3 protein-coding genes are annotated in these 21,967 nt (G+C 74.0%); all 3 read right to left on the bottom strand.

Annotated elements, in window-relative coordinates:
- Positions 1 to 39 precede the first annotated feature (39 nt).
- The 3 genes from ACRYCC_RS20265 to ACRYCC_RS20255 are packed head-to-tail and all read right to left on the bottom strand — an operon-like array spanning position 40 to position 21,637.
- Positions 40 to 3,954: an amino acid adenylation domain-containing protein gene (locus ACRYCC_RS20265; protein ID WP_433814281.1), complete on the bottom strand. Its 3,915-nt coding sequence runs from the start codon at positions 3,952 to 3,954 to the stop codon at positions 40 to 42.
- A complete protein-coding gene (locus tag ACRYCC_RS20260; RefSeq protein ID WP_433814279.1) occupies positions 3,951 to 11,921 on the bottom strand; it encodes an amino acid adenylation domain-containing protein in 7,971 nt (2,656 codons plus the stop codon). Before ACRYCC_RS20260 ends, ACRYCC_RS20265 begins: the two co-directional genes overlap by 4 nt.
- Positions 11,918 to 21,637 carry an amino acid adenylation domain-containing protein gene (locus ACRYCC_RS20255; RefSeq protein WP_433814278.1) on the bottom strand — a complete coding sequence of 3,240 codons (9,720 nt, stop codon included), beginning with the start codon at positions 21,635 to 21,637 and terminating at the stop codon, positions 11,918 to 11,920. Before ACRYCC_RS20255 ends, ACRYCC_RS20260 begins: the two co-directional genes overlap by 4 nt.
- Positions 21,638 to 21,967 lie beyond the last annotated feature (330 nt).

Raw genomic sequence — 21,967 nt, 5'->3', positions numbered from 1 at the left:
TTGCGGGGGTTTGGTGGGACTGCAGAGCATTCGGTCAGATTACTGGGTGTTCGATCGGACCTTCTCGAGCTTGGCGGCCAGCACCCCGCCGATCTCGGCGACCGACCCGGGCTCCAGCAGGAAGTGGTGCTCGACGTCGATCGGGTAGTCCTCGATCTGACCGTCCGTCACCGGCTGCCAGTTGGCCCGTGCGGTCGGCGAGGCCGCCGTCCGGCCCCGCGTGGCGGTGAAGAAGACCAGGTCCCCGCGGTACGGCCCGGGGCGGTAGTCCTGGGCGCAGCGCAGCCCGTTCTCGTAGTTGCGGTAGACCGCGACCAGGTCGTCCTGCTCCAGGCTGGCGAAGGCGTCGCCGCGTTCCCGCAGCACCTCCATGATCTGCTCGAGGTCCGGGTTGCCGTCTTCGGCGATCATGCCGGCGTCGATGCCGATCGACTCGAGCAGCTCGGGCAGGATCTCCCGGCCGTCGGCGTCCAGGTCCTGGCCGTGGTAGGCGTCCAGGAGCACCAGCAGCGCGGTCCGCTCGCCCTCGGCCTGCAGCAGCCGGGCCACCTCGAAGGCGATCAGCCCGCCCAGCGACCACCCCATCAGGTGGTAGGGACCGGTCGGCTGGACGGCCCGGATCTCGCCCAGGTAGTCCGCCGCCATCGCGCCGACCGACGCGGGCGGCTCGCCGCCGGTGAAGCCGCGCGCCTGCAGCCCGTACACCGGCTGGTCGGCGGGCAGATGCGGGAGCAGGCCGAAGTACGGCCAGGACAGGCCGCCGGCCGGGTGCACGCAGAACAGCGGAGGCCGCGAGCCGGTGGCGCGGATCGGCAGCAGGACCTCCAGCCCGCTCGGCACCCCGTCCCGCGCGGCCGGCGCGTGGAGGGACGCCACCAGGGCCTCGGCCGTCTGGTGGACGAACACGTCCCGCGGCGAGATCTCGAGCCCGGCCTGCCGGGCCCGGGTCACCAGCTGGATGGCCAGGATACTGTCGCCGCCCAGGTCGAAAAAGCCGTCGTCGGCGCCGATCCGCTGCACTCCCAGCACCTCGGCGAACAGCCCGCACAGCAGTTCCTCCTCGGGCCCCCGGGGAGCGCGCCCGGTGGCGGCGGCGGCGAAGTCGGGGGCGGGCAGCGCCCCGCGGTCCACCTTGCCGCTGGCGTTCAGGGGCAGCGCGTCGAGCACCACGATCGCGGCGGGCACCATGTACTCCGGCAGGGAGACCCCGGTGAAGCGGCGCAGCCCGGCGGGGTCGGCGGTCCGGTCCTGGGCCGGGACGACGTACCCCACCAGGCGTTTCTCACCCGGCCGGTCCTCCCGGGCGATCACCACGGCGTGCGCCACGTCCTCGTGCCCGGACAGCACGGTCTCGATCTCGCCGAGCTCGATCCGGAACCCGCGTACCTTGACCTGCCGGTCGGCCCGGTCGACGTACTCCAGCACCCCGTCGCCGGTCCACCGCACCAGGTCGCCGGTGCGGTACATCCGCTCCCCCGCCGCCCCGAACGGGCACGCGACGAACCGCTCCGCGGTCAGGCCCGGCCGGCCGAGGTAGCCGCGGGCCAGCCCGGCCCCGGCGATGTAGAGCTCACCGACCACGCCGGCCGGTACGGGCAGCAGGTCGCGGTCCAGCACGTACGCGCGCGTGTCGTCGAGGGGGCGGCCGATCGCGGCCGCACCGCCGCCGGCCGGCAGTTCACCGGCCGGCAGCGTCGTGACGTAGGTGGTGGTCTCGGTCGGGCCGTAGACGTTCAGGACCCGCGTGTCCGGGCAGGCGGCCTGCACGGCCCGCAGGGCGCGGTGCGATCCGGCCTCTCCCCCGGTGTGCACCGAGCGCATCCCGCGGAACGCCTCCGGGCGCTCCGTGGCGATGTGGTTGAACAGCGTGGTGGTGAGGAAGGCCCCGGTGAGCCGCTCCGCGCCGGCCAGCCGGGCGAGCCCGTCGGCGTCCAGGTCCTCGGGCGGGGCGACCACGGCGGTCCCGCCGGTGAGCAGCGGTCCCCACACCTCGTAGGTGGAGGCGTCGAAGGCGTGCGGAGCGTGCACCAGCACCCGCTCGCAGTCGGGCCGGATGGTGGAGTCGGTGACGAGGTCGACGACGTCGCGGTGGCGGACGCCCACGCCCTTGGGCCGCCCGGTGGAGCCCGAGGTGAAGATCTCGTACGCGAGCTGGTCCGGATGGGGGACGAGCCGCGGGGGGTCCGCCGCGGGCGGCGGCGCCGGGTCGCCCTCGTCGACGACGATCACCTGGGCGTCGTGCGCGAAGTCCGTGCCCGCCATCGCCCGGTCGACCAGCAGCACGGGGGCCCGGGTCTCGGCCAGCGCCCACGCCATCCGGTCCGGCGGGAAGCTGTGGTGGATCGGCACGTAGTAGCCGCCGGCCTTGAGGATGCCGAGGGAGGCGACGATCACCTCGGGCGAGCGGCGCATCAGCATCGCGACCGGCGTCTCCGGGCCCACGCCCAGCTCGCGCAGGCGGCGGGCGAGCCGGTCGGCCCGCGCGTCCAGCTCCGCGTACCCGATCGACCGGCCACCGGCCCGGATGGCCACGGCGTCCGGGGCGGCGGCGGCCTGGGCGGCGAACCGCTCGATGATGGTCGACGGCCCGGTACGGCCGGTCCCGGTGTCGTTGAAGGCCTCCAGCACCGTACGGCGCTGGTCGCCGCTCAGCAGGTCGGCCCGCCCGACGAGCCGCTCCGGAGCGGTCGCGATCAACTCGAGTGCCAGCCGCAGCCGCTCCGCGATGCGGTGGGCCTCGGCCGCGCCGAACAGGTCCGGCCGGTAGTCCAGGCGCAGCGACAGCCGCGCGCCCGGCACGGCCGCGAGGGCGAGGGGATAGTGGGTGGCGTCGTGGCCACCGCCGCCGGTCACCTTGACCCCGCCGAGGTCGGTCGCCGCGGCGTCCGGGTCGAACGGGTAGTTCTCCAGCACCGTGATGGTGTCGAAGAGCGTGCCGGTCCGGGGCGACAGCCGCTGGATCTCGGCCATGCTCAGATGGTGGTGCGGCATCAGCTCGGCCTGGTCGCCCTGCAGGCGGGTCAGTGCCTGCCCGAGGGTCTCGGCGGGCCGCAGCCGCACGCGTACCGGGAGCGTGTTGATGAACAGCCCGATCATCTGCTCGACGCCGGGCAGCTCCGGCGGGCGTCCCGACACCACCCCGCCGAACACCACGTCGGAGCGGCCGGTGAGCCGGCCGAGCACCAGCCCCCACGCGAGCTGAAGCGCGGTGCTGAGGGTGGCGCCCGCCGCCCGGGCCCGGGCGGTCAGCGCTGCGGTGACCTCCTCGGTCAGCTCGATGCGGACGCGCTCGGGCCGGGCGTTCGGCGCCGCCGGTGCCGCGCCGGCGACCAGTGTGGGCTCGTCCACGCCGGCCAGCGCGCCGCGCCACGCGTCCTCGGCGGCGGCGCGGTCCTGGCGGGCCAGCCACGCCAGGTGGTTCTTGTACGGGGTGACCCGCGGCAGCCCGGCGTCGCGGCCCTGGTTGAGGTAGAGCGCGAACAGCTCGGTGGTGAGCACCGGGGTGGACCAGCCGTCCAGCAGGATGTGATGGTTGGTGAGGACCAGCCGGTACCGCTGCGGGGCGACGGTGATCAGGACGAACCGCAGCAGCGGTGGCCGGGCCATGTCGAAGCGGTGCGCCCGCTCCCGCTCGATGATCCGCCTCGCCTCGTCCTCCGCGTCCGGCGTGCCGGTGAGGTCGGCCTCCGTCCAGGGCAGCGCGACCTCGCGGTGCACCACCTGGACCGGGGTGCCCTGCTTGCGCTGGCGGAACCCGGCCCGCAGATTGGCGTGCCTGCGCAGCAGCGTCCCGGCGGCGGCCTTCAGCGCGGCGGTGTCCAGCGGCCCTTCCAGGTCCAGGACCAGCTGGGCGGTGTAGACGTCCGCGTCCTCGTCGAAGATCGCGTGGAAGAACAGCCCTTGCTGGAGCGGGGACAGCGGCAGGACGTCCTCGAGCTGGGACTGCGGCTTCACTCGTTCTCCCAATCGTCGAGTTCCGCGGCCAGTTCGTCGAGCTCGTCCTGGCCGATCTCCACCAGGGAGATGTCGGAGGGCGTGAGACCGCCCGCGCCCTCCTGGGCGGTGTGCGCGACGAGGGCCCGCAGCGCCTCGAACCACAGCTCCCCGAGCCGCTCGACCTCGCCGTCCGCGAAGAGCCCGGACGCCCAGCTCCAGGTGGCCTCCAGCCGGGGACCGCCGGCGGTGTCGCGGGTGTAGCAGTTGACCTCGACCGCGTGCGGCAGGCCGAGCCGCTCGTCGTGGCCGCCACCGAGCGCGTCGGACTCCGCGGCGGACGCCGGTGACCAGTCGGTGGCCTCGGGGGACGACACCCGGCCGAGATAGTTGAAGGCGAGCTGCGGGACCGGCAGCCCGGCCAGGTCGGCGGCCGTGCGCGGGTTGAGGTGGCGCAGCAGGCCGAAGCCGATCCCGTTGTCGGGGATCTCCCGGAGCTGTTCCTTGACCCGTTTGATGGCCGTGCCCACCACCTGGCCGCCGGCCCGGATCTCGGCCCAGTCCGCGTCGCCGGCGTCCAGCCGTACCGGGAAGATGCTGGTGAACCAGCCGACCGTACGGGACAGGTCCACGCCGGGGACGATCTCTTCCCGGCCGTGTCCCTCGAGGTCCAGCAGCACCGCGGACTGGTCGCCCGTGCCGCGCCGCCTGCGCCACTCGGCGACGGCCAGCGCCAGGCCGGTGAGCAGCACGTCGTTGACCCGGCCGTGGAACGCCGCGGGCACGCTGGACAGCACCGCCTCGGTGACGTCCGCCTCCAGGGTCAGGGTGCGGCGCCCCTCGGTGCCGAAGGTGTCGATCGCGGGGTCCAGCGGGCGCCCGCCCAGCACCGGGTCGGGGGTCTGCAGGATCTCCCGCCAGAGGGCGGCCTCGGCCACCCGGGCGGGCTCGGACGCCTCGGCGGCCAGGCGCTGGGCCCAGCGGCGGAAGGACGTCGGCACCGGGGCGAGCTCCACCGGCCGCCCGGTGGCGACGCCCGCCCAGGCGGTGACCAGGTCGGGCAGCAGGATCCGCCAGGAGACGCCGTCCACCACCAGGTGGTGCAGGGTGAGCAGCAACCGGCCGGACCGCTCCGGGCCGGCGTCGAACCACACCAGCTGCGCCATCACCCCGGCGCCCGGGTCGAGGCGCTCGCGTGCCAGCGCCGACCGCTCGCGCAGCACACGGTGCAGGTCCGCACCGTCCAGGCCCGCGACGTCGACCCTGCCGACCAGCGGAGCCGCGTCGACGGTGCCGGGCGCGGTCACCTCGTACTCCCAGGTGCCGGCGGTGCGGTGCAGGCGCAGCCGGAGCAGGTCGTGGTGGTCGAGGACGGCCTGCAGCGCCGCCGTCAGGTGGGCGGTGTCCAGCCCGGGCGGCACCCGCAGCAGCAGGCGCTGGCTGTAGTCGTCGACCGGCCCGTCGAGCCGCTGGAACCAGTGCATGATCGGTGTGGCCGGCACCGGTCCGGTGCCGGTGCCGGGCGGCTCGGTCTCGGCGGTGCCGGTCTCCCCGGCGGCCCGCGCGACGGCGGCGAGCTCCTCGACGGTCTGGTGCTGGAACACCTCGCGTGGGGTGATCACCAGCCCGCTCTGCCGGGCCCGGGACACCAGCTGGATCGCGATGATGGAGTCGCCGCCCAGGTCGAAGAACCCGTCGTCGGCCCCTACCCGCTCCAGGCCCAGCACCTCGGCGAACAGCCCCGCCAGGGTCTGCTCGACCGCCGTGCGCGGCGCCCGGCCGGTGACGGCGGCCGAGAAGTCCGGCGCGGGCAGCGCGGTGCGGTCCAGCTTCCCGTTGGCGGTGAGCGGCAGCGCGTCCAGCACCACCACCGCCGCGGGCACCATGTGGTCCGGCAGGCTCCGCCCCGCGAACCGCCGCAGCGCCTCCGGCCCGCCGTCCCCGGCCGCTCCCCCGCCCGCTTCCTCGTTCGCTTCCTCGTTCGCCTGCTCGTTCGGTTGGTCGATGCCCGCCGCCGGGACGACGTAGGCGACGAGGCGCTTGTCGCCCGGGCGGTCCTCGCGGGCGAGCACCGCCACCTGCGCGACGGCCTCATGCCGGGCCAGGACCGCCTCGATCTCGCCGAGCTCGATCCGGAAGCCGCGGATCTTCACCTGGTCGTCGGCGCGGCCCAGGTATTCGAGGTTCCCGTCGCGGTGCCGGCGCGCCAGGTCCCCCGAGCGGTACATGCGCGAGCCGGGGACCCCGAAGGGATCGGCCACGAACCGCTCCGCCGACAGCCCCGGCCGGTTCAGGTAGCCGCGCGCCAGCCCCGCCCCGGCGACGTACAGCTCCCCCGCCACCCCGGGCGGGACCGGCTGCAGGTGGTCGTCGAGGACGTACACCCGCAGGTCGGGGATCCCGGTCCCGATCACGCTGCCCCGGGCCTCGGCGGCGCTCACCCGGTCCAGGGCGAGGTGGGAGACGTGCACGGTGGTCTCGGTGATGCCGTACATGTTCACCAGCACCGGGGCGTCGTCGGCGTGCCGGGCGTACCACTCCTCGAGCCGGCCCGGCTCCAGTGCCTCCCCACCGAAGATCACGTATCGCAGGGCGAGCGCGTCGCCCGTGGCGGGATCGTCGGCGTCGGCGCGCATCAGGGCGTAGAACGCCGACGGGGTCTGGTTCAGCACCGTCACCCGCTCGGCCGCCAGCAACCGCAGGAACTCCTGCGGCGACCGCGACACCGCGTAGGGGACCACGACCAGCCGGCCGCCGTACAGCAGCGGGCCCCACAGCTCCCACACCGAGAAGTCGAAGGCGTAGGAGTGGAAGAGCGTCCACACGTCCCGGTCACCGAAGGCGAACCAGTGGTCGGTGGCGTCCATCAGCCGGGTCACGTTGGCGTGCGGGATCACCACGCCCTTGGGACGGCCGGTGGAGCCCGAGGTGTAGATGACGTACGCCGGGTGGTCCGGCGCGAGCGCGGCCGTCCGCTCGGCGTCCACCAGGTCGGTGCCGGCGAACCCGTCCAGGGCGCCCGGCTCGTCCAGGACGATCCGGGGCGAACCCGCCGGGAGCACCCCGGCGGCGGCGCCGGTGGTCACCGCCAGCACCGGCCGGGAGTCCTCCAGCATGTAGGCGATCCGGTCGGCCGGGTAGTCCGGGTCGACCGGGACGTAGGCCGCCCCCGCCTTGAGCACGCCCAGGACGGCGACGACCAGGTCGGCGGAGCGGGGCAGCGCCAGGGCGACGAACTGCTCCGGGCCGACCCCGCGCTCCACCAGCGACCGAGCCAGCCGGTTGGCGCGGGCATTCAGCTCCGCGTAGGTGAGGGAGGTGCCCTCGAAGGTGACCGCGACAGCGGCGGGGGTGGCCCGCGCCTGCGCCTCGAACCGGGCGGTGAGGGTGCCGGGCGCGGGCGCGACGGCCGTCCCGCCCGCCCACTGCCCGAGGATGGTCCGCCGCTCGGCGCGGTCCAGCAGGTCGTGCGTGCCGATGGGGGCGTCCGGGTCGTCGGCGAGGGACCGCAGGAGCCGCTGGAAACGGGTGGCGATCGAGCCGGCGGTGGCCGGGTCGAACAGGTCCAGGGCGTATTCGAGCCCGCCCTCGATGCCGGCCGGGCCGCCGTCGCTCCCTCGGGTCTCCTCCAGGTAGAGCGACAGGTCGAACTTGGCCGCGCCGGTGCCCAGGTCCACCGGGGCCACCGTGAGCCCGCCGACGTCGACGCCGGCCGGAGGGTTGTTCTGGAAGCTCAGCACGGTCTGGAAGAGCGGGTGCCGGGACATGGACCGGGCCGGGTTGAGCACCTCCACCAGCCGCTCGAACGGCACGTCCTGATGCGCGTACGCCGCCAGGTCGGTCTCCCGGACCCGCTCGATCAGCTCGCGGAACGACGGGTTCCCCGAGGTGTCGGTCCGCAGCACCAGGCTGTTGACGAACATCCCGACGAGGTCGTCGAGGGCCTCGTCGGTACGGCCCGCGATGGGCGAGCCGATCGGCACGTCCGTGCCCGCGCCCAGCCGGGTCAGCAGCACCGCGTAGGCGGCCTGCATCACCATGAACAGGCTGGCCTGCGACTCGCGGGCCAGGCTCGCCAGCGCCTCGTGGGTGCCGGCGCCCACGGTGAACCTGACGGTCTCACCCCGGTAGCTCGCCTCGGCGGGCCGGGGCCGGTCGGCGGGCAGCTCCAGCTGGTCGGGCAGCCCCGCCAGGGTCTCGCGCCAGTACGCGAGCTGGGTGCTGATCAGGCTGTCCGGGTCGTCCTCGGAGCCGAACAGCTCCCGCTGCCACAGGGCGTAGTCGGCGTACTGCACGGGCAGCGGCGCCCAGGCCGGCGGGTGCCCGTCCCGGCGCGCGGCGTAGGCGGTGATGACGTCGCGGGCGAGCGGGGCCATCGACCAGCCGTCCCCGGCGATGTGGTGCAGCACCAGCAGCAGGACGTGCACGGGCGCGCCGGACTCGTCGGTGCCCAGGTCCAGCAGGCCGACCCGGAAGGGGATCTCGACCGACAGGTCGAAGCCCCGCCCGGCCGCGGCGGCCAGCGCCGACGGCAGCTCCGCCGCGCTGGTCCGCACGACGTCCAGGCCGCCCGGCTGGGCGGCGGCCGGGTCCAGGATCAGCTGCCGGGCGGTGCCCTCGCGGTCCGGGAAGATGGTCCGCAGCGACTCGTGCCGGGTGATCACGTCGGTCAGCGCGGCACGCATGGCGTCGTGGTCGAGCGGGCCGGTCAGCGAGAGCGCGATCGGCATGTTGTAGGTCGCCGAGTGGCCCTCGAACCGGTTGAGGAACCACAGCCGCTGCTGCGCGTACGACAGGGGCAGCGGGTCCGGCCGCTCGGCGGGGACGAGCGGGGGCCGCGCGGGGCCGGTGGTCCCGGCCAGCCGCTCCGCCAGACCGGCCACCGTCGGCGCCTCGAACAGCGCCCGCACCGACAGCTCGACGCCGAGTGCGGAGCGGACCTTGCTGACCAGCCGGGTGGCGGTGAGCGAGTCCCCGCCGAGCTCGAAGAACCCGTCGTCGACGCCGACCCGCCGGACGCCGAGGATCTCGGCGAAGAGACCGGCGAGGATCTCCTCCTGCGGGGTGCGGGGCTCTCGCGCCGGCGCCGTGGCGGCGTCGGGTGCGGGCAGTGCCCTGCGGTCCAGCTTGCCGTTGGCGGTGAGCGGCAGCGCATCCAGCACGACCACGACCGGGACCATGTGGTCCGGCAGGCGGTCGGCCGCCAGCCGGCGCAGCCCGGCCGGGTCCGCCGCCGCGTGCTCGGCCGGGACGACGTAGGCGACCAGGCGCCTGTCCCCGGGCCGGTCCTCGCGGGCGACGACGGCGACCTGGGCGACCTCGGCGGAGCCGGCCAGCACGCTCTCGATCTCGCCGGGCTCGATCCGGAACCCGCGGATCTTCACCTGCTCGTCGGCGCGGCCGAGGAACTCGATGGTGCCGTCGGGCCGCCGGCGGCCCAGGTCACCGGTGCGGTACATCCGCTCGCCGGGCGGCCCGTACGGATCGGCCACGAAGCGCTCGGCGGTCAGGCCGGGGCGGCCGAGGTATCCGCGTGCCACCTGGGCGCCCGCCAGGTGGATCTCGCCGGGCGCCCCGGTCGGGGCGTGCCGCAGGTGCCGGTCCAGCACGTACACCCGGGTGTTGCGGGCGGGGCCGCCCAGGTGCGGCCGTTCCCCGGCGCTGACCGGGGTGTTCAGGCTGTCGACGGTGAACTCGGTGGGGCCGTAGAAGTTGCGCGCGGTGACGCCCTCCAGGGCGCCGAGCTCCCGCCACAGCGGCTCGCCGATCGCCTCGCCGCCGAGCAGCAGCAGCGCCGGGCGGTGCCGGCCGGGGTCGAGCAGCCCCAGGTCGCGCAGTGCCTGGAGGTGCGACGGGGTCGTGTTGACCATGTCGATGCGGCGGTCCGCGACGTACGCGGTCAGCGCCTCGGGGTCGGTGCGGGTGGCGTCGTCGATGAGGTGCAGCTCGTGGCCGGCGGCGAGCAGCAGCAGCCCGTGCCAGGAGGTGTCGAAGGAGAACGACGCGGTGTGCGCGAAGCTCAGCCGGTGCCCCGCGGCGGCCGCCGCCGGGCCCCAGAAGTCGGTGCTGTGCGCGTGGAAGTAGTTGACGAGGTTCCGGTGCGGCACCACCACGCCCTTGGGGCGCCCGGTGGAGCCGGAGGTGTAGATGACATACGCCGCGTGCGCCGGCAGCAGCGCCGCCGCCCGGTCGGCGTCCCCCGGGCCGGTCGCGGGGCGGCCGGCCAGGGAGGCGGTCACGGCGGGGTCGTCCAGCGCGATCCGCCCGGGCGCGTCCGGCACCAGCCCGCCGGTGGTGACGACCAGCGCGGGGCGCGCGTCCTGGAGCATGTACGCGATGCGGTCGGCGGGGTAGCCGGGGTCGACGGGGACGGAGGCGCCGCCGCTCTTGAGCACCGCCAGGAGGGCGACGACCAGGTCGGCGCCGCGCGGCAGGACCAGGGCGACACGCTGCTCGGGCCCGATCCCGCGGGCGATCAGCTCGTGGGCGAACCGGCCGGCGCGTTCGTCCAGCTCGGCGTAGGTGAGGGTGGTGTCGCCGCAGACCAGGGCGGTCTGCCGCGGGGTCGCCGCGGCCTGGGCGGCGAAGAGCGCGTCCACCGTGACCGGCGGGGCCGGGGACAGCGGCCCGGCGGACCGGGTCAGGATCTGCGCGCGCTCGTCGTCGCCGAGCAGGTCGAGCCGCCCGGCGGGCCGGTCCGGGTCCTCGGCCAGCGCCTCCAGCAGCCGCCGGACCCGGTCCAGCAGGCGCTCGGCGGTGTCCTGGTCGTACAGGTCGGCCCGGTAGTGCAGCCGCAGGGTCAGCCGGGGACCGGGGACCGCGACGAAGGACAGCGGGTAGTGGGTGGCGTCGTAGGAGTCGAAGCCGGTGAGCCGCACCCCGTTGAGGGAGGTGTCCATCGACGCGGGGTCGAACGGGTAGTTCTCCAGCACCGTCATGGTGTCGAACAGGACCGGTGTCCCGGCCAGCCGCTGGATCTCGGTGAGGCCGAGGTGGTGGTGCGGGAGCAGTTCGGCCTGCTCGTCCTGCAGCCGTTCCAGGATCTCGGCGAGCGGCTCCCAGGGCCGGAAGCGCACCCGGATCGGCAGCGTGTTGATGAACAACCCGATCATCTGCTCCACGCCGGGCAGCTCGGCCGGGCGGCCGGACACGGCGGCGCCGAACACGACGTCGTCGCGGCCGGTCTGCCGTGCCAGGGTGAGGCCCCAGGCCGCCTGCAGCACCGTGCTCAACGTGACGCCGTGCCGCCGGGCCAGCCGGCTCAGCCTGGTGGTGAGCTCCGGGGTGAGCTCCGTGCGGGCGGCCCGCGGCGGTGCCAGCGTCTCGTCCGTCGCCTCGGGGGCGACCAGGGTCGGCTCGTCCACCCCGTCGAGGGCGCGCCGCCAGGCCTGCCGGGCGGCCTCCCGGTTCTGGCCGTTCAGCCAGGCCAGATAGTTCTTGTACGGGGTCGCGCGCGGCAGCCCGGCGTCGTCGCCGCCCTGGACGTACAGGGCGAACAGCTCGGTCGCCAGCACCGGGGTCGACCAGCCGTCCAGCAGGATGTGGTGGTTGGTGAACACCAGCTTGTGGCACTGCCCGGGCAGCGTCAGCAGGGTCCAGCGCAGCAGCGGCGGGCGTGTCAGGTCGAACACGTGCGCGCGTTCGCGCCGTACGATCCGCGCCGCCTCGGCCTGGGGGTCGGCGGCCCGGGTGAGGTCGATCTCCTCCCAGGGCAGCTCGACGGTGCGCGGGATCACCTGGACCGGCCGGCTGAGATCCTCGTGCCAGAACGCGGCCCGCAGGTTGGAGTGCCGCCGCAGCAGGGTCTGCGCCGCCGCCCGCAGCGCCGCCACGTCGAGCGGGCCGGCCAGGTCGATGACGAGCTGCGCGGTGTAGACGTCCGTCGTGGTCTCGGCGTCGGTGGTGCCCGCGGCCAGCATCGCGTGGAAGAAGAAGCCCTGCTGGAGCGGCGACAGCGGAAGGATGTCCTCGAGATCCGACCGGTTCACTTGGTCCTCCACGCGGCCTGCAGCTTGTCGATCTCCGACTGGTCGAGGGAGACGAGGAGGTCGGAGGCGGTGAACCCGCCCGAGTCGTCCTGGCGGGCGTGCTCGACGATGCCGGTCAGTGCCGCGAACCAGGCCTCGGCGAGCTCGGCGACGTCGCCCTCGGCGAACAGCCCGTCCGGCCAGGTCCAGGTGACGGTCAGCTCGGGGCCTCCCGGCCGGTCGTGGGTGACAGCATTGATCTCCAGCAGGTGGGCCATCGGCATCCGCGGGTCCTCGCCGGCGGGCAGCGCCTCGGGGGCGACGCTCCAGTCGCCGTCCTCGGCCTGCACCCGGCCGAGGTAGTTGAAGGCGATCTGCGGCTGCGGCAGGTCCTGGAGTTCCCGGGAGGTCGCCGGGTTGAGGTGGCGGAGCAGTCCGTAGCCGATCCCGTTGTCGGGGATCTCCCGCAGCTGCTCCTTGACCTTCTTGATGGCGGTGCCGACCGCCTGACCACCGGAGCGGACCTCGGTCCAGTCGACCGGTCCCGCGTCGAGCCGTACCGGGAAGATGCTGGTGAACCAGCCGGCGGTACGAGAGAGGTCGACCCCGCGGACGATCTCCTCGCGGCCGTGGCCCTCCAGGTCGAGCAGCACGCTGGTGCCCCGGCCGCCGCGGTGCTTGCGCCAGTGCGTGACGGCCAGCGCCAGCCCGGTGAGCAGCACGTCGTTGACCCGGCCGTGGAAGGCCGCGGGGGCGCTGGTGAGCAGCGGCTCGGTCACCTCGGCCGGCAGCACCAGCGACACCTGCCGGGCGCGGGCGGCGATGTCGGCGCGCGGGTCCAGCGGCCGCCCGGCCAGCCGGGGGTTGGGCCCGTCGAGGATCTCGATCCAGGTCTCCAGCTCCGCGGCCCGGGCGGGGTCGGAGGCGGCGTTGGCCAGGTGCTGCGCCCACCGCCGGAAGGAGGTGCCGACCGGGGCGAGCTCGACCGGCCGGCCGGTGGCGAGGCAGGCCCAGGCGGTGACCAGGTCGGGCAGCACGATCCGCCAGGAGACCCCGTCGATCACCAGGTGATGGGCGAGGACCAGCAGCCGGCCGGTGGCTCCGGGGCCGGCGTCCAGCCAGACGACCTGCACCATGGTGCCCTGGCCGGGTGCGAGGCGGTCGCGGGCGGCGGCCACCTGTTCGGCCAGCACCCTGCCGAGCTTCTCCTCGTCCAGCCCGGCGATGTCGACCCGGCGCAGCAGGTCCGCGGCGCCGACCGCGCCGGCGGGCTGGACGGTCTGCCGCCAGGCGTCGTCGGTGCGGTCGACGCGCAGCCGCAGGATGTCGTGGTGGTCGAGTACGGCCTGGAGCGCTCCGGTGAGGTGGTCGACGCCCAGGTCACCGGGGACGCGCAGCAGCACGCTCTGGTGGAAGCCGTCCATCGCGCCGCCCGCGGGCTCGACGCGCTCGCGCAGCCAGCCCACGATCGGGGTCGGCGGCACCGGCCCCACTCCGGTGCCGGGCGGCTCGGTCTCGAGTTCGTCGGCGTCGGCCGCGTCCTGGGCGACGGCGGCCAGTTCACGGACGTTCTGGTGCTGGAAGACGTCCCTCGGGGTGACGACCAGCTTCGCCTGGCGGAGCCGGGACACGAGCTGGATGGCGCTGATCGAGTCGCCGCCCAGGTCGAAGAACCCGTCGTCGATGCCGACCGCGGGCAGGCCGAGGACTTCGGCGAACAGCTCGGCGAGGGTCTCCTCGCGTTCGGTGCGGGGGGCGCGTCCGGTGACGGCCGCGGCGAAGTCGGGTGCGGGCAGCGCGGTGCGGTCGAGCTTGCCGTTGGCGGTGAGGGGCAGTGCGTCCAGCACGACCACCGCGGCCGGGACCATGTAGTCCGGCAGGATCTGCCCCACGAACCGGCGCAACTCCCCCGCGTCCACCTCCCGCCCCTCGGCCGCGACGACATAGCCGACCAGCCGGGTCTCCCCCGGCCGATCCTGCCGGGCCAGTACCGCCACCTGCGCCACGGCCTCGTGGCGGGCCAGCGCCCCCTCGATCTCGCCGAGTTCGATCCGGAACCCGCGCAGTTGCACCTGCTGGTCGGCTCGGCCCAGGTACTCCAGGCACCCGTCCGAACGCCACCGGGCCAGGTCCCCCGACCGGTACATCCGGCTGCCGGGGGCGCCGAACGGGTCGGCGACGAACCGCTCCGCCGACAACCCCGGCCGGTTCAGATAACCCCGCGCCAGACCCGCCCCCGCCACGTACAACTCCCCCGCCACCCCCGGAGGCACCGGCTGCAACCGGGCGTCCAGCACATAGGTCCGCAGGTCGGGGATGGCCTGCCCGATGGCGCCTCCGGCGGCGCTCTCGCAGGAGACCCGGTCCAGGGCCAGGTGCGAGACGTGCACGGTGGTCTCGGTGATCCCGTACATGTTCACCAGCACCGGAGCGTCATCGGCATGCCGGGAGAACCAGTCACCCAGCCGGCCCGGCTCGAGCGCCTCGCCGCCGAAGACCACGTACCGCAACGCCAGCTCCCGGCCGGGACCCTCCCGATCGGCGGCCATCAGCTGGTAGAACGCCGACGGCGTCTGGTTCAGCACCGTCACCCGCTCCGCCTCCAGCAGAGCCAGGAAATCCTCCGGCGACCGGGAGACGGCATACGGGACGACGACCAGCCGGCCGCCGTACAGCAACGGGCCCCACAGCTCCCACACCGAGAAGTCGAACGCGTAGGAGTGGAACAGCGTCCACACATCCCGGTCACCGAACCCGAACCAGTGGTCGGTCGAATCCATCAACCGCATCACGTTCGCGTGCGGGACCACCACACCCTTCGGACGGCCGGTGGAACCCGAGGTGTAGATCACATATGCCGGGTGACCGGGCAGCAGCGGAGCCGTCCGCTCGCCGTCGGTGAGATCGCCGCCGCCATGACCGGCCAGCGTGCCGGCGGCGAGATCCAGGTCGACCCTGGTCAGCTCCGGCGGGAGCGCCTGCCCCGCGGTGGACAGGGAGACCGCCAGCGCCGGTGCGGAGTCGGCCAGCATGTAGGCGACCCGGTCGGCGGGGTAGTCGGGGTCGACCGGCACGTACGCGGCGCCGGTCTTGAGCACCGCCAGGATCGCCGTCACCAGTTCGAGGGAGCGCGGCAGCGCCAGGGCGACGAAGCGCTCCGGACCCGCCCCCCGCTCGACCAACAGGCGGGCCAGCCGGTTCGCCGAGGCGTTCAGCTCTCCGTAGGTGAGCGACACGCCCTCGAACGTCACCGCCACCGCATCCGGGCTCCGGGTCGCCTGCGCCTCGAACGCCGCCGGGATCGTCACGGGCGGCGTCGCCGGAGTCCGGGCCGGTTCGACGGCGACCCCGGATACGGACGCGGACGCGAGTGCGGGCTCGGGTGCGGACGACCACTGCGACAGGATGGTGTGCCGCTCCGAGTCGGCCAGGATCGGGGCGGCGCCGATGGGCGCGCCGGGGTCGGCCAGCAGCCCGCGCAGCAGCCGCTCGAAGCGCGCCACGAACGACTCGACCGTGGCCTGGTCGAACAGGTCCGCCGCGTACTCCAGCTCACCGGCCAGCCCCGCCGGTTCCCCGCCGGCGCCGGTGAGCTCGGTGAGGATCATCAGCAGGTCGAACTTGGCGACCCCGGCGTGCAGCGGCTCCACCTGGGCGGTGAAACCGGGCAGCTCCATCCGCGCCGCGGGGTTGTTCTGGAACGTCAGCCCGACCTGGAACAACGGATGCCGCGACATCGACCGGGCCGGGTTGAGCACCTCCACCAACCGCTCGAACGGCACGTCCTGGTGCGCGAACGCCGCCAGGTCCGTCTCCCGCACCCGCGACACCAGCTCCCGCAGCGACGGATCCCCCGACGTGTCCGTCCGCAACACCAGCGTGTTGACGAACATCCCCACCAGATCGTCGAGCGCCTCATCCGTACGACCCGCGATCGGCGAACCCACCGGCACATCGGTGCCCGCACCGAGACGCGTCAGCAGCGCCGCGTACACCGCCTGCACCACCATGAACGCACTCGCCCCGCACTCCCGGGCCAGCCCCTCCACGGCGGCGCGCACCCCGGCGTCCAGCTCGAACCGCACCGTGCCGCCCCGGTAGGACGCCTCCAGCGGGCGCGGGCGGTCGGTGGGCAGCTCCAGCTGGTCCGGCAGCCCCGCCAGGGCCTGCTTCCAGAACGCGAGCTGCCGTGCCGCCAGGCTCTCCGGGTCGTCCTCCGCGCCCAGCAGTTCGCGCTGCCACAGCGTGTAGTCCGCGTACTGCACCGGCAGCGCGGACCAGCCGGGCGCCTCGCCGCCGGCACGGGCCGCGTACGCCTCGATCAGGTCCCGGGCGAGCGGCGCCATCGACCAGCCGTCCCCCGCGACGTGGTGCATCAGCAGCAGGACCACGTGCTCGTCGGCCCCCAGCCCGAACAGGTGGGCGCGCAGGGGTGGTTCCACCGAGATGTCGAAGCCGTACCCGGCCGCGGCGGCCAGCGCCATCGGCAGGCCCTCCGGCCCGGGCCGCGCGACCTGCAGCTCGGGCCGGGCGACGGCGGGGTCGAGGATCAGCTGGCGTGGCACGCCGTCGCTGTCGGGGAAGACGGTGCGCAGCGATTCGTGCCGGGCCACCACGTCACCGATCGCCGCCTGCAGCGCCGCCGGGTCCAGCGTCCCGGTGATCCGCAGCGCGATCGGGATGTTGTAGGTGGCCGAGGGCCCCTCGAACCGGTTGAGGAACCACAGCCGCTGCTGTGCGTACGACAGGGGCAGGGGCTCCGGCCGGGGGGCGGGCCGCAGGACCGGGCGGGTGGCGCCGCCGTCGCCCGCCGCGGACAGCCGGGCGGCCAGTCCCGCCACGGTGGGGGTCTCGAACAGGGCCCGTACCGGCAGTTCGACGTCGAGCAGCCCGCGGGCCTTGCTGACCACGCGCATGGCCAGCAGCGAGTTGCCGCCGAGGTCGAAGAAGTCGTCGTCGACGCCGACCGGGCCGCCGGTGGACAGCAGGTCGGCGAAGATCGCGCAGAGGGTCTCCTCCAGGGCCGTGCCGGGTGCCCGGTAGCCGGCGGCGGCCCGGCCGAACTCGGGTGCGGGCAACGCCCTGACGTCGACCTTGCCGTTCCCGGTCAGCGGCAGCCGGTCCATCGTCATCAGCGCGGCCGGCACCATCGACTCGGGGAGGTGCTCGCGCAGGAAGGCGCGCAGCTCGTCCGGGTCGATCCGGGCTCCGGGGGCGGGGACCACATAGGCGACCAGCTGGGCCCGGTCGGGCGAGGACGGCCGCGAGCCGGCGGTGCGGCGCTCGTCGGCGCCGGGCAGCTCGATGCCGCCGAGGGTCACGTCCGGGTCGGCGACCACCGCGGCCAGCAGCAGCTCCAGCCAGCCGGCGAGCCGCTCGGCGGTCTCCCGGTCGAAGAGGTCGGCCGCGTACTCGATGGTGCCCGCCAGGCCGCCGGACCCGCTGCGCGGCTCCTCGAACAGGAACTCCAGGTCGAACTTGGCGATCCCGGCGTCGACCGGCTCCACGCCGACGGTGACCCCCGGCAGGTCCACCGAGGCCACCGGGTTGTTCTGCAGGGTGATCATGACCTGGAACAGCGGGTGCCGGGCCAGCGACCGGGCCGGCTTGAGCGTCTCGACGAGGCGCTCGAACGGCACCTCCTGGTGGGCGTAGGCGGCCAGATCGGTCTCCCGGACCCGGGTGATCAGGTCGCTGAAGGCCGGGTCGCCCGAGGTGTCGGTGCGCAGCACCAGGGTGTTGACGAAGACCCCGACCAGGTCGTCGAGCGCCTGGTCGGTACGGCCGGCGATCGGCGAGCCGAGCGGCACGTCCGTGCCGGCGCCCAGCCGGGTCAGCAGGGCGGCCAGGCCGGCCTGGAGGACCATGAACAGGCTCGCGCCGTGGGTGCGGGCGAGCTCCTGGAGCCCCCGGTGCAGCTCGGGGCCGAACTCGAAGGCGACCGTGCCGCCGCGGTAGGTGGCCCGCGCGGGGCGGGGCCGGTCGGTGGGCAGCGGGAGCTGGTCGGGCAGGCCGGCGAGCGCCTGCGCCCAGTAGGCGGTCTGCCGGGAGAGCAGGCTGTCGGGGTCGTCCTCGGCGCCGAACAGCCGCCGCTGCCACAGGGCGTAGTCGGCGTACTGGACGGGGAGCGGCGCCCAGGCCGGGGCGCCACCGTCGCGCCGCGCCGCGTAGGCGGTGATGACGTCCCGGGCGAGCGGCGCGAGCGACCAGCCGTCGCCCGCGATGTGGTGCAGCACCAGCAGCAGGACGTGCTCGGTCTCGGACAGCCGGTAGACGTGGGCGCGCAGCGGCAGGTCGGCGGCGAGGTCGAACCCCACCGAGGCGTCCGCGGTCACCGCGGCGACGAGTTCGCCGGGCGCCACCCGGGTCACGGTCAGCGCGGGCTCCGCGTCGTCCAGGATGCGCTGGTGGGGCTCCCCGTCCACCTCGGCGAAGAGGGTGCGCAGCGACTCGTGCCGGGCGACGACGTCGGCGAGCGCGGCCCGCAGCGCCTCAAGGTCGACCGTGCCCGACAGGCGCAGCGGAATGGGCATGTTGTAGGTCGCCGACGGGCCCTCGAGCCGGTTGAGGAACCACAGCCGCTGCTGGGCGTAGGAGACCGGGACGAGCGGTGGCCGGGCGGCCGGGACCAGCGCGGGGCGGGCCTCCTGACGCTCCCCGGCCAGGCGGGCGGCCAGCAGCGCCACGGTGGGCGCCTCGAACAGGGCCCTGATGGTCAGCTCCGTGTCCAGCGCCGCACGGGCCCGGGAGACCACCCGGGTGGCCATGAGCGAGTCGCCGCCCAGGTCGAAGAAGCCGTCGTCGATGCCGACCTTCGGCAGGTTCAGCACCTCCGCGAAGATCTCACACAGGACGGTCTCGTCCGGCGTACGTGGCTCGCGGGCCGTGACGTAGGCGGAGAAGTCGGGCGCGGGCAGCGCGGCGCGGTCCAGCTTGCCGTTGGGGTTGAGCGGCAGCTCGTCCAGCACGATGACGGCGGCCGGCACCATGTAGTCCGGCAGGGACCGCGCGACGAACGCGCGCAGCGTCGCCGGGTCGCAGGTCGTTCCCGGCGCGGGGACGACGTAGGCCACCAGCCGGACGTCGCCGCCGGTCTCCTGGCGGGCCACCACGGCGTCCTGCGCGACGGCCCGGTGCCGGGCGAGCACACTCTCCACCTCGCCCAGCTCGATCCGGTGGCCGCGCACCTTGACCTGGTGGTCCAGCCGGCCGAGGTACTCCAGCACGCCCTGGGGGGTCCAGCGGACGAGGTCGCCGGTGCGGTACATCCGGGCGCCGGGGGGCCCGAAGGGACAGGCCACGAAACGCTCGGCGGTCAGCGCGGGGCGGCCGAGGTAGCCACGGGCCAGTCCGTCACCCGCCAGGTAGAGCTCTCCGGCGACGCCCACCGGCACGGGCTGCAGCCCGGTGTCGAGCACGTACGCCCGGGTGTTGGTGAGCGGCGTGCCGATGGGGGCGTCGCCCTGGTCGTTCCCGTCGTCGTACCAGGCGGTCGCGTAGACGGTCGCCTCGGTGGGGCCGTAGATGTTGCAGATGCGCGCCTCGGGCACGAGGGCGCGCAGCTCGTGGACCAGTTGCGGCGGGAGGGCCTCCCCGGCCAGCACCACCTCCCGCACGGTGAGCCGGAGGTCGCCGCGGGCCAGCAGGGCGGCCATCGCGGACGGCACCCCGCTGATCATCGAGCCCGCCCAGCCGCCGCGCTCGGCGATCTCGATCAGGTCGCGGACGATCTCGATGGAGCCGCCCACGGTGAGCGGGGTCAGCCACTCGAACACCGAGACGTCGAAGTTGAGCGAGGTGGCGAACAGCACCCGCGACAGCCCCCCGGCGCCGAACTCGGCGCCGGCCCAGGCGCACAGGCCGGCCGCGCCGGCGTGCGAGAGCACGACGCCCTTGGGCCGGCCGGTGGACCCGGAGGTGTAGATGACGTAGGCGGCGTGCGGCGGCAGCAGCGGGGCGACCCGGTCCGCGTCGGTCACGGCGGCGTCGTCGCCATGGTCCAGGTCGAGCTCGTCGATCAGGACGTGCCGGACGCCGGAGCCGAACCCGCGCGTGGAGATCACGCAGACCGGGTCGGCGTCGTCGAGCATGTAGCCGATCCGGTCGGCCGGGTAGCCGAGGTCGATGGGCAGGTAGGCGGCACCCGCCTTGAGCACGGCCAGCGCGGCGACGATGAGGTCGGCGGCGCGGGGCAGCGCGAGCGCGACGACGTCCTCCGGGCCGACGCCGAGCGTGATCAGGTGCCGGGCCAGCCGGTTGGAGCGGGCGTCCAGCTCGGCATAGGACAGCACCGTCCCACCGGCGATGACGGCCGTGCCGCCGGGTGTCCGGGCCGCCTGGGCGGCGAACAGCTCCGGCACGGTCGCCGGCGGCACCTCCAGGGCGGTGTCGTTCCAGCCGTGCAGCAGCAGGTCCAGGTCGGTGCCGTCCAGCACGGGGATCGCGCCGATGGGCCGGCCGGGGTCCGCCTCGGCCAGGGCCTTGAGGAAGCGGATGTAGCGGCGGTGGTGCCCGGTGGTCTCATCGTCGGTGTAGAGGTCGGGGTGGGCCTCGAAGTCGATCCGGACGCCGCGGCCGTCGATGTTGTCGTAGACGTTGATGGACAGGTCCTCGACGGGCCCGGTCGTCAGCGCGTGCATCTGGCCGCGCCCGCCGCCGAAGTCGACGTTGTAGTCGAACGCCATGATGTTGATCACGGGGCCGTAGAGCCGCCGGGTCTCGCCGACCAGTTTGAGGTCGCGCAGCAGGTCCTCGCGCCGGTAGCGCTGGTGGCGCAGCAGCCGGGTGGTCGCCCTGGTCACGCCGCGGATGAGCTGCTCCAGCGTCATCCCGGGGCGGACCGTGACCCGCAGCGGCAGGATCGTCGCCAGCTGGGCGGGCGTCTCCCGGGCGAGGGAGGTGGTCCGGCCGGTGACCGCGAGCCCCAGGACGACGTCCTGCGTGCCGGTCATCCGGGCGGTGTAGGCGGCGGTCGCCGCGATCGCCAGCGCCGGGGTGGCCGTCCGGAGCACCCGGGAGGCGGCGGCCAGTTCGTCGCTCTCCCGGGCCGAGAGCACCGTGGTGACACGCCGGTACCGCACGGCGGGCAGCGGAGGCGAGGCGGCCCCGGACAGGCTCACCGCCTCCGGAAGGTCACCGAAACGTTCCAGCCAGTAGGCACGGTCCCGCTCGAACCGCTCCGAGGCGCGGTATTCGGCGTCCTCCGCCAGGAGCCGCTGGAAGGAGCCGTGCGCGGCGGGCTGGTAACCGCGGCCCGCCACCAGAGCCGCGTAGATCTCGGCCATCCGGCGGCTGAAAATCGGCCCGCTGTAACCGTCGATGGCCAGATGGTGACCGCACAGATACCACAGGTGACGATCGGCGGCGACGCGCAACAGCGCGGTCCGGTAAAGGCGGCCGCCGGTCAGCACGAAGGGCGTGTACACATCGGCGTCCATCCACGCCTCGGCCGCCGCCCGCGGGTCCGGTTCGGAGGTGAAATCGAGCAGTGGAATCGAGGACTCCGGCTCCTCCTCCAGGATCTGGTACGGAATCCCGTCGCGCTCCATCAGCCGTATATGAACCGACTCCGCCTCGTGGGCGGCGATTCGTGCCACCTCATTGAAAATCGCCGGCTCGATGGCGCCTTCGATCTCGATGTACTGCGCAATGTGAATCAGAGTCTCGGGATGCAGTTGCTGCGCATACCAAAGGCTTTGCTGAGCGGCAGACAAAGGGACGTACTGAGAGGACGACATCTGGGCGCGCTTTCCCGGTGAGAGGAGGGTTTTCTGTACGCAATGAGTGATCGAAAAACGTCGGGCCGGCCCCGCACCTCTTTCCCCGTCTACCACTGACTCACTTCACCCGCGCACGGCCGACCGCCGCGCCCACTTCAGTCGGCTCCTGCAGTGCCGAGCAGCCCTCGCCTACTCAGCAGTAGCGAAGCCATAGTTAACCAGGCTGTCACATCACTCGCAATCCCCTCATAAGCGGAATTTGGCCCCTCTGATTACTCACCTATGTGACAAAACTCCCTGCTCACCACGGGTCAGGTAACAATGAGGCCACGGGAGGGTGACAAGGGA

The sequence above is a fragment of the Actinomadura scrupuli genome, from assembly GCF_050971785.1.
GTDB classification, from domain to species: Bacteria; Actinomycetota; Actinomycetes; order Streptosporangiales; family Streptosporangiaceae; genus Actinomadura_E; species Actinomadura_E scrupuli.
This window is presented reverse-complemented; position numbering and strand designations above follow the sequence as displayed.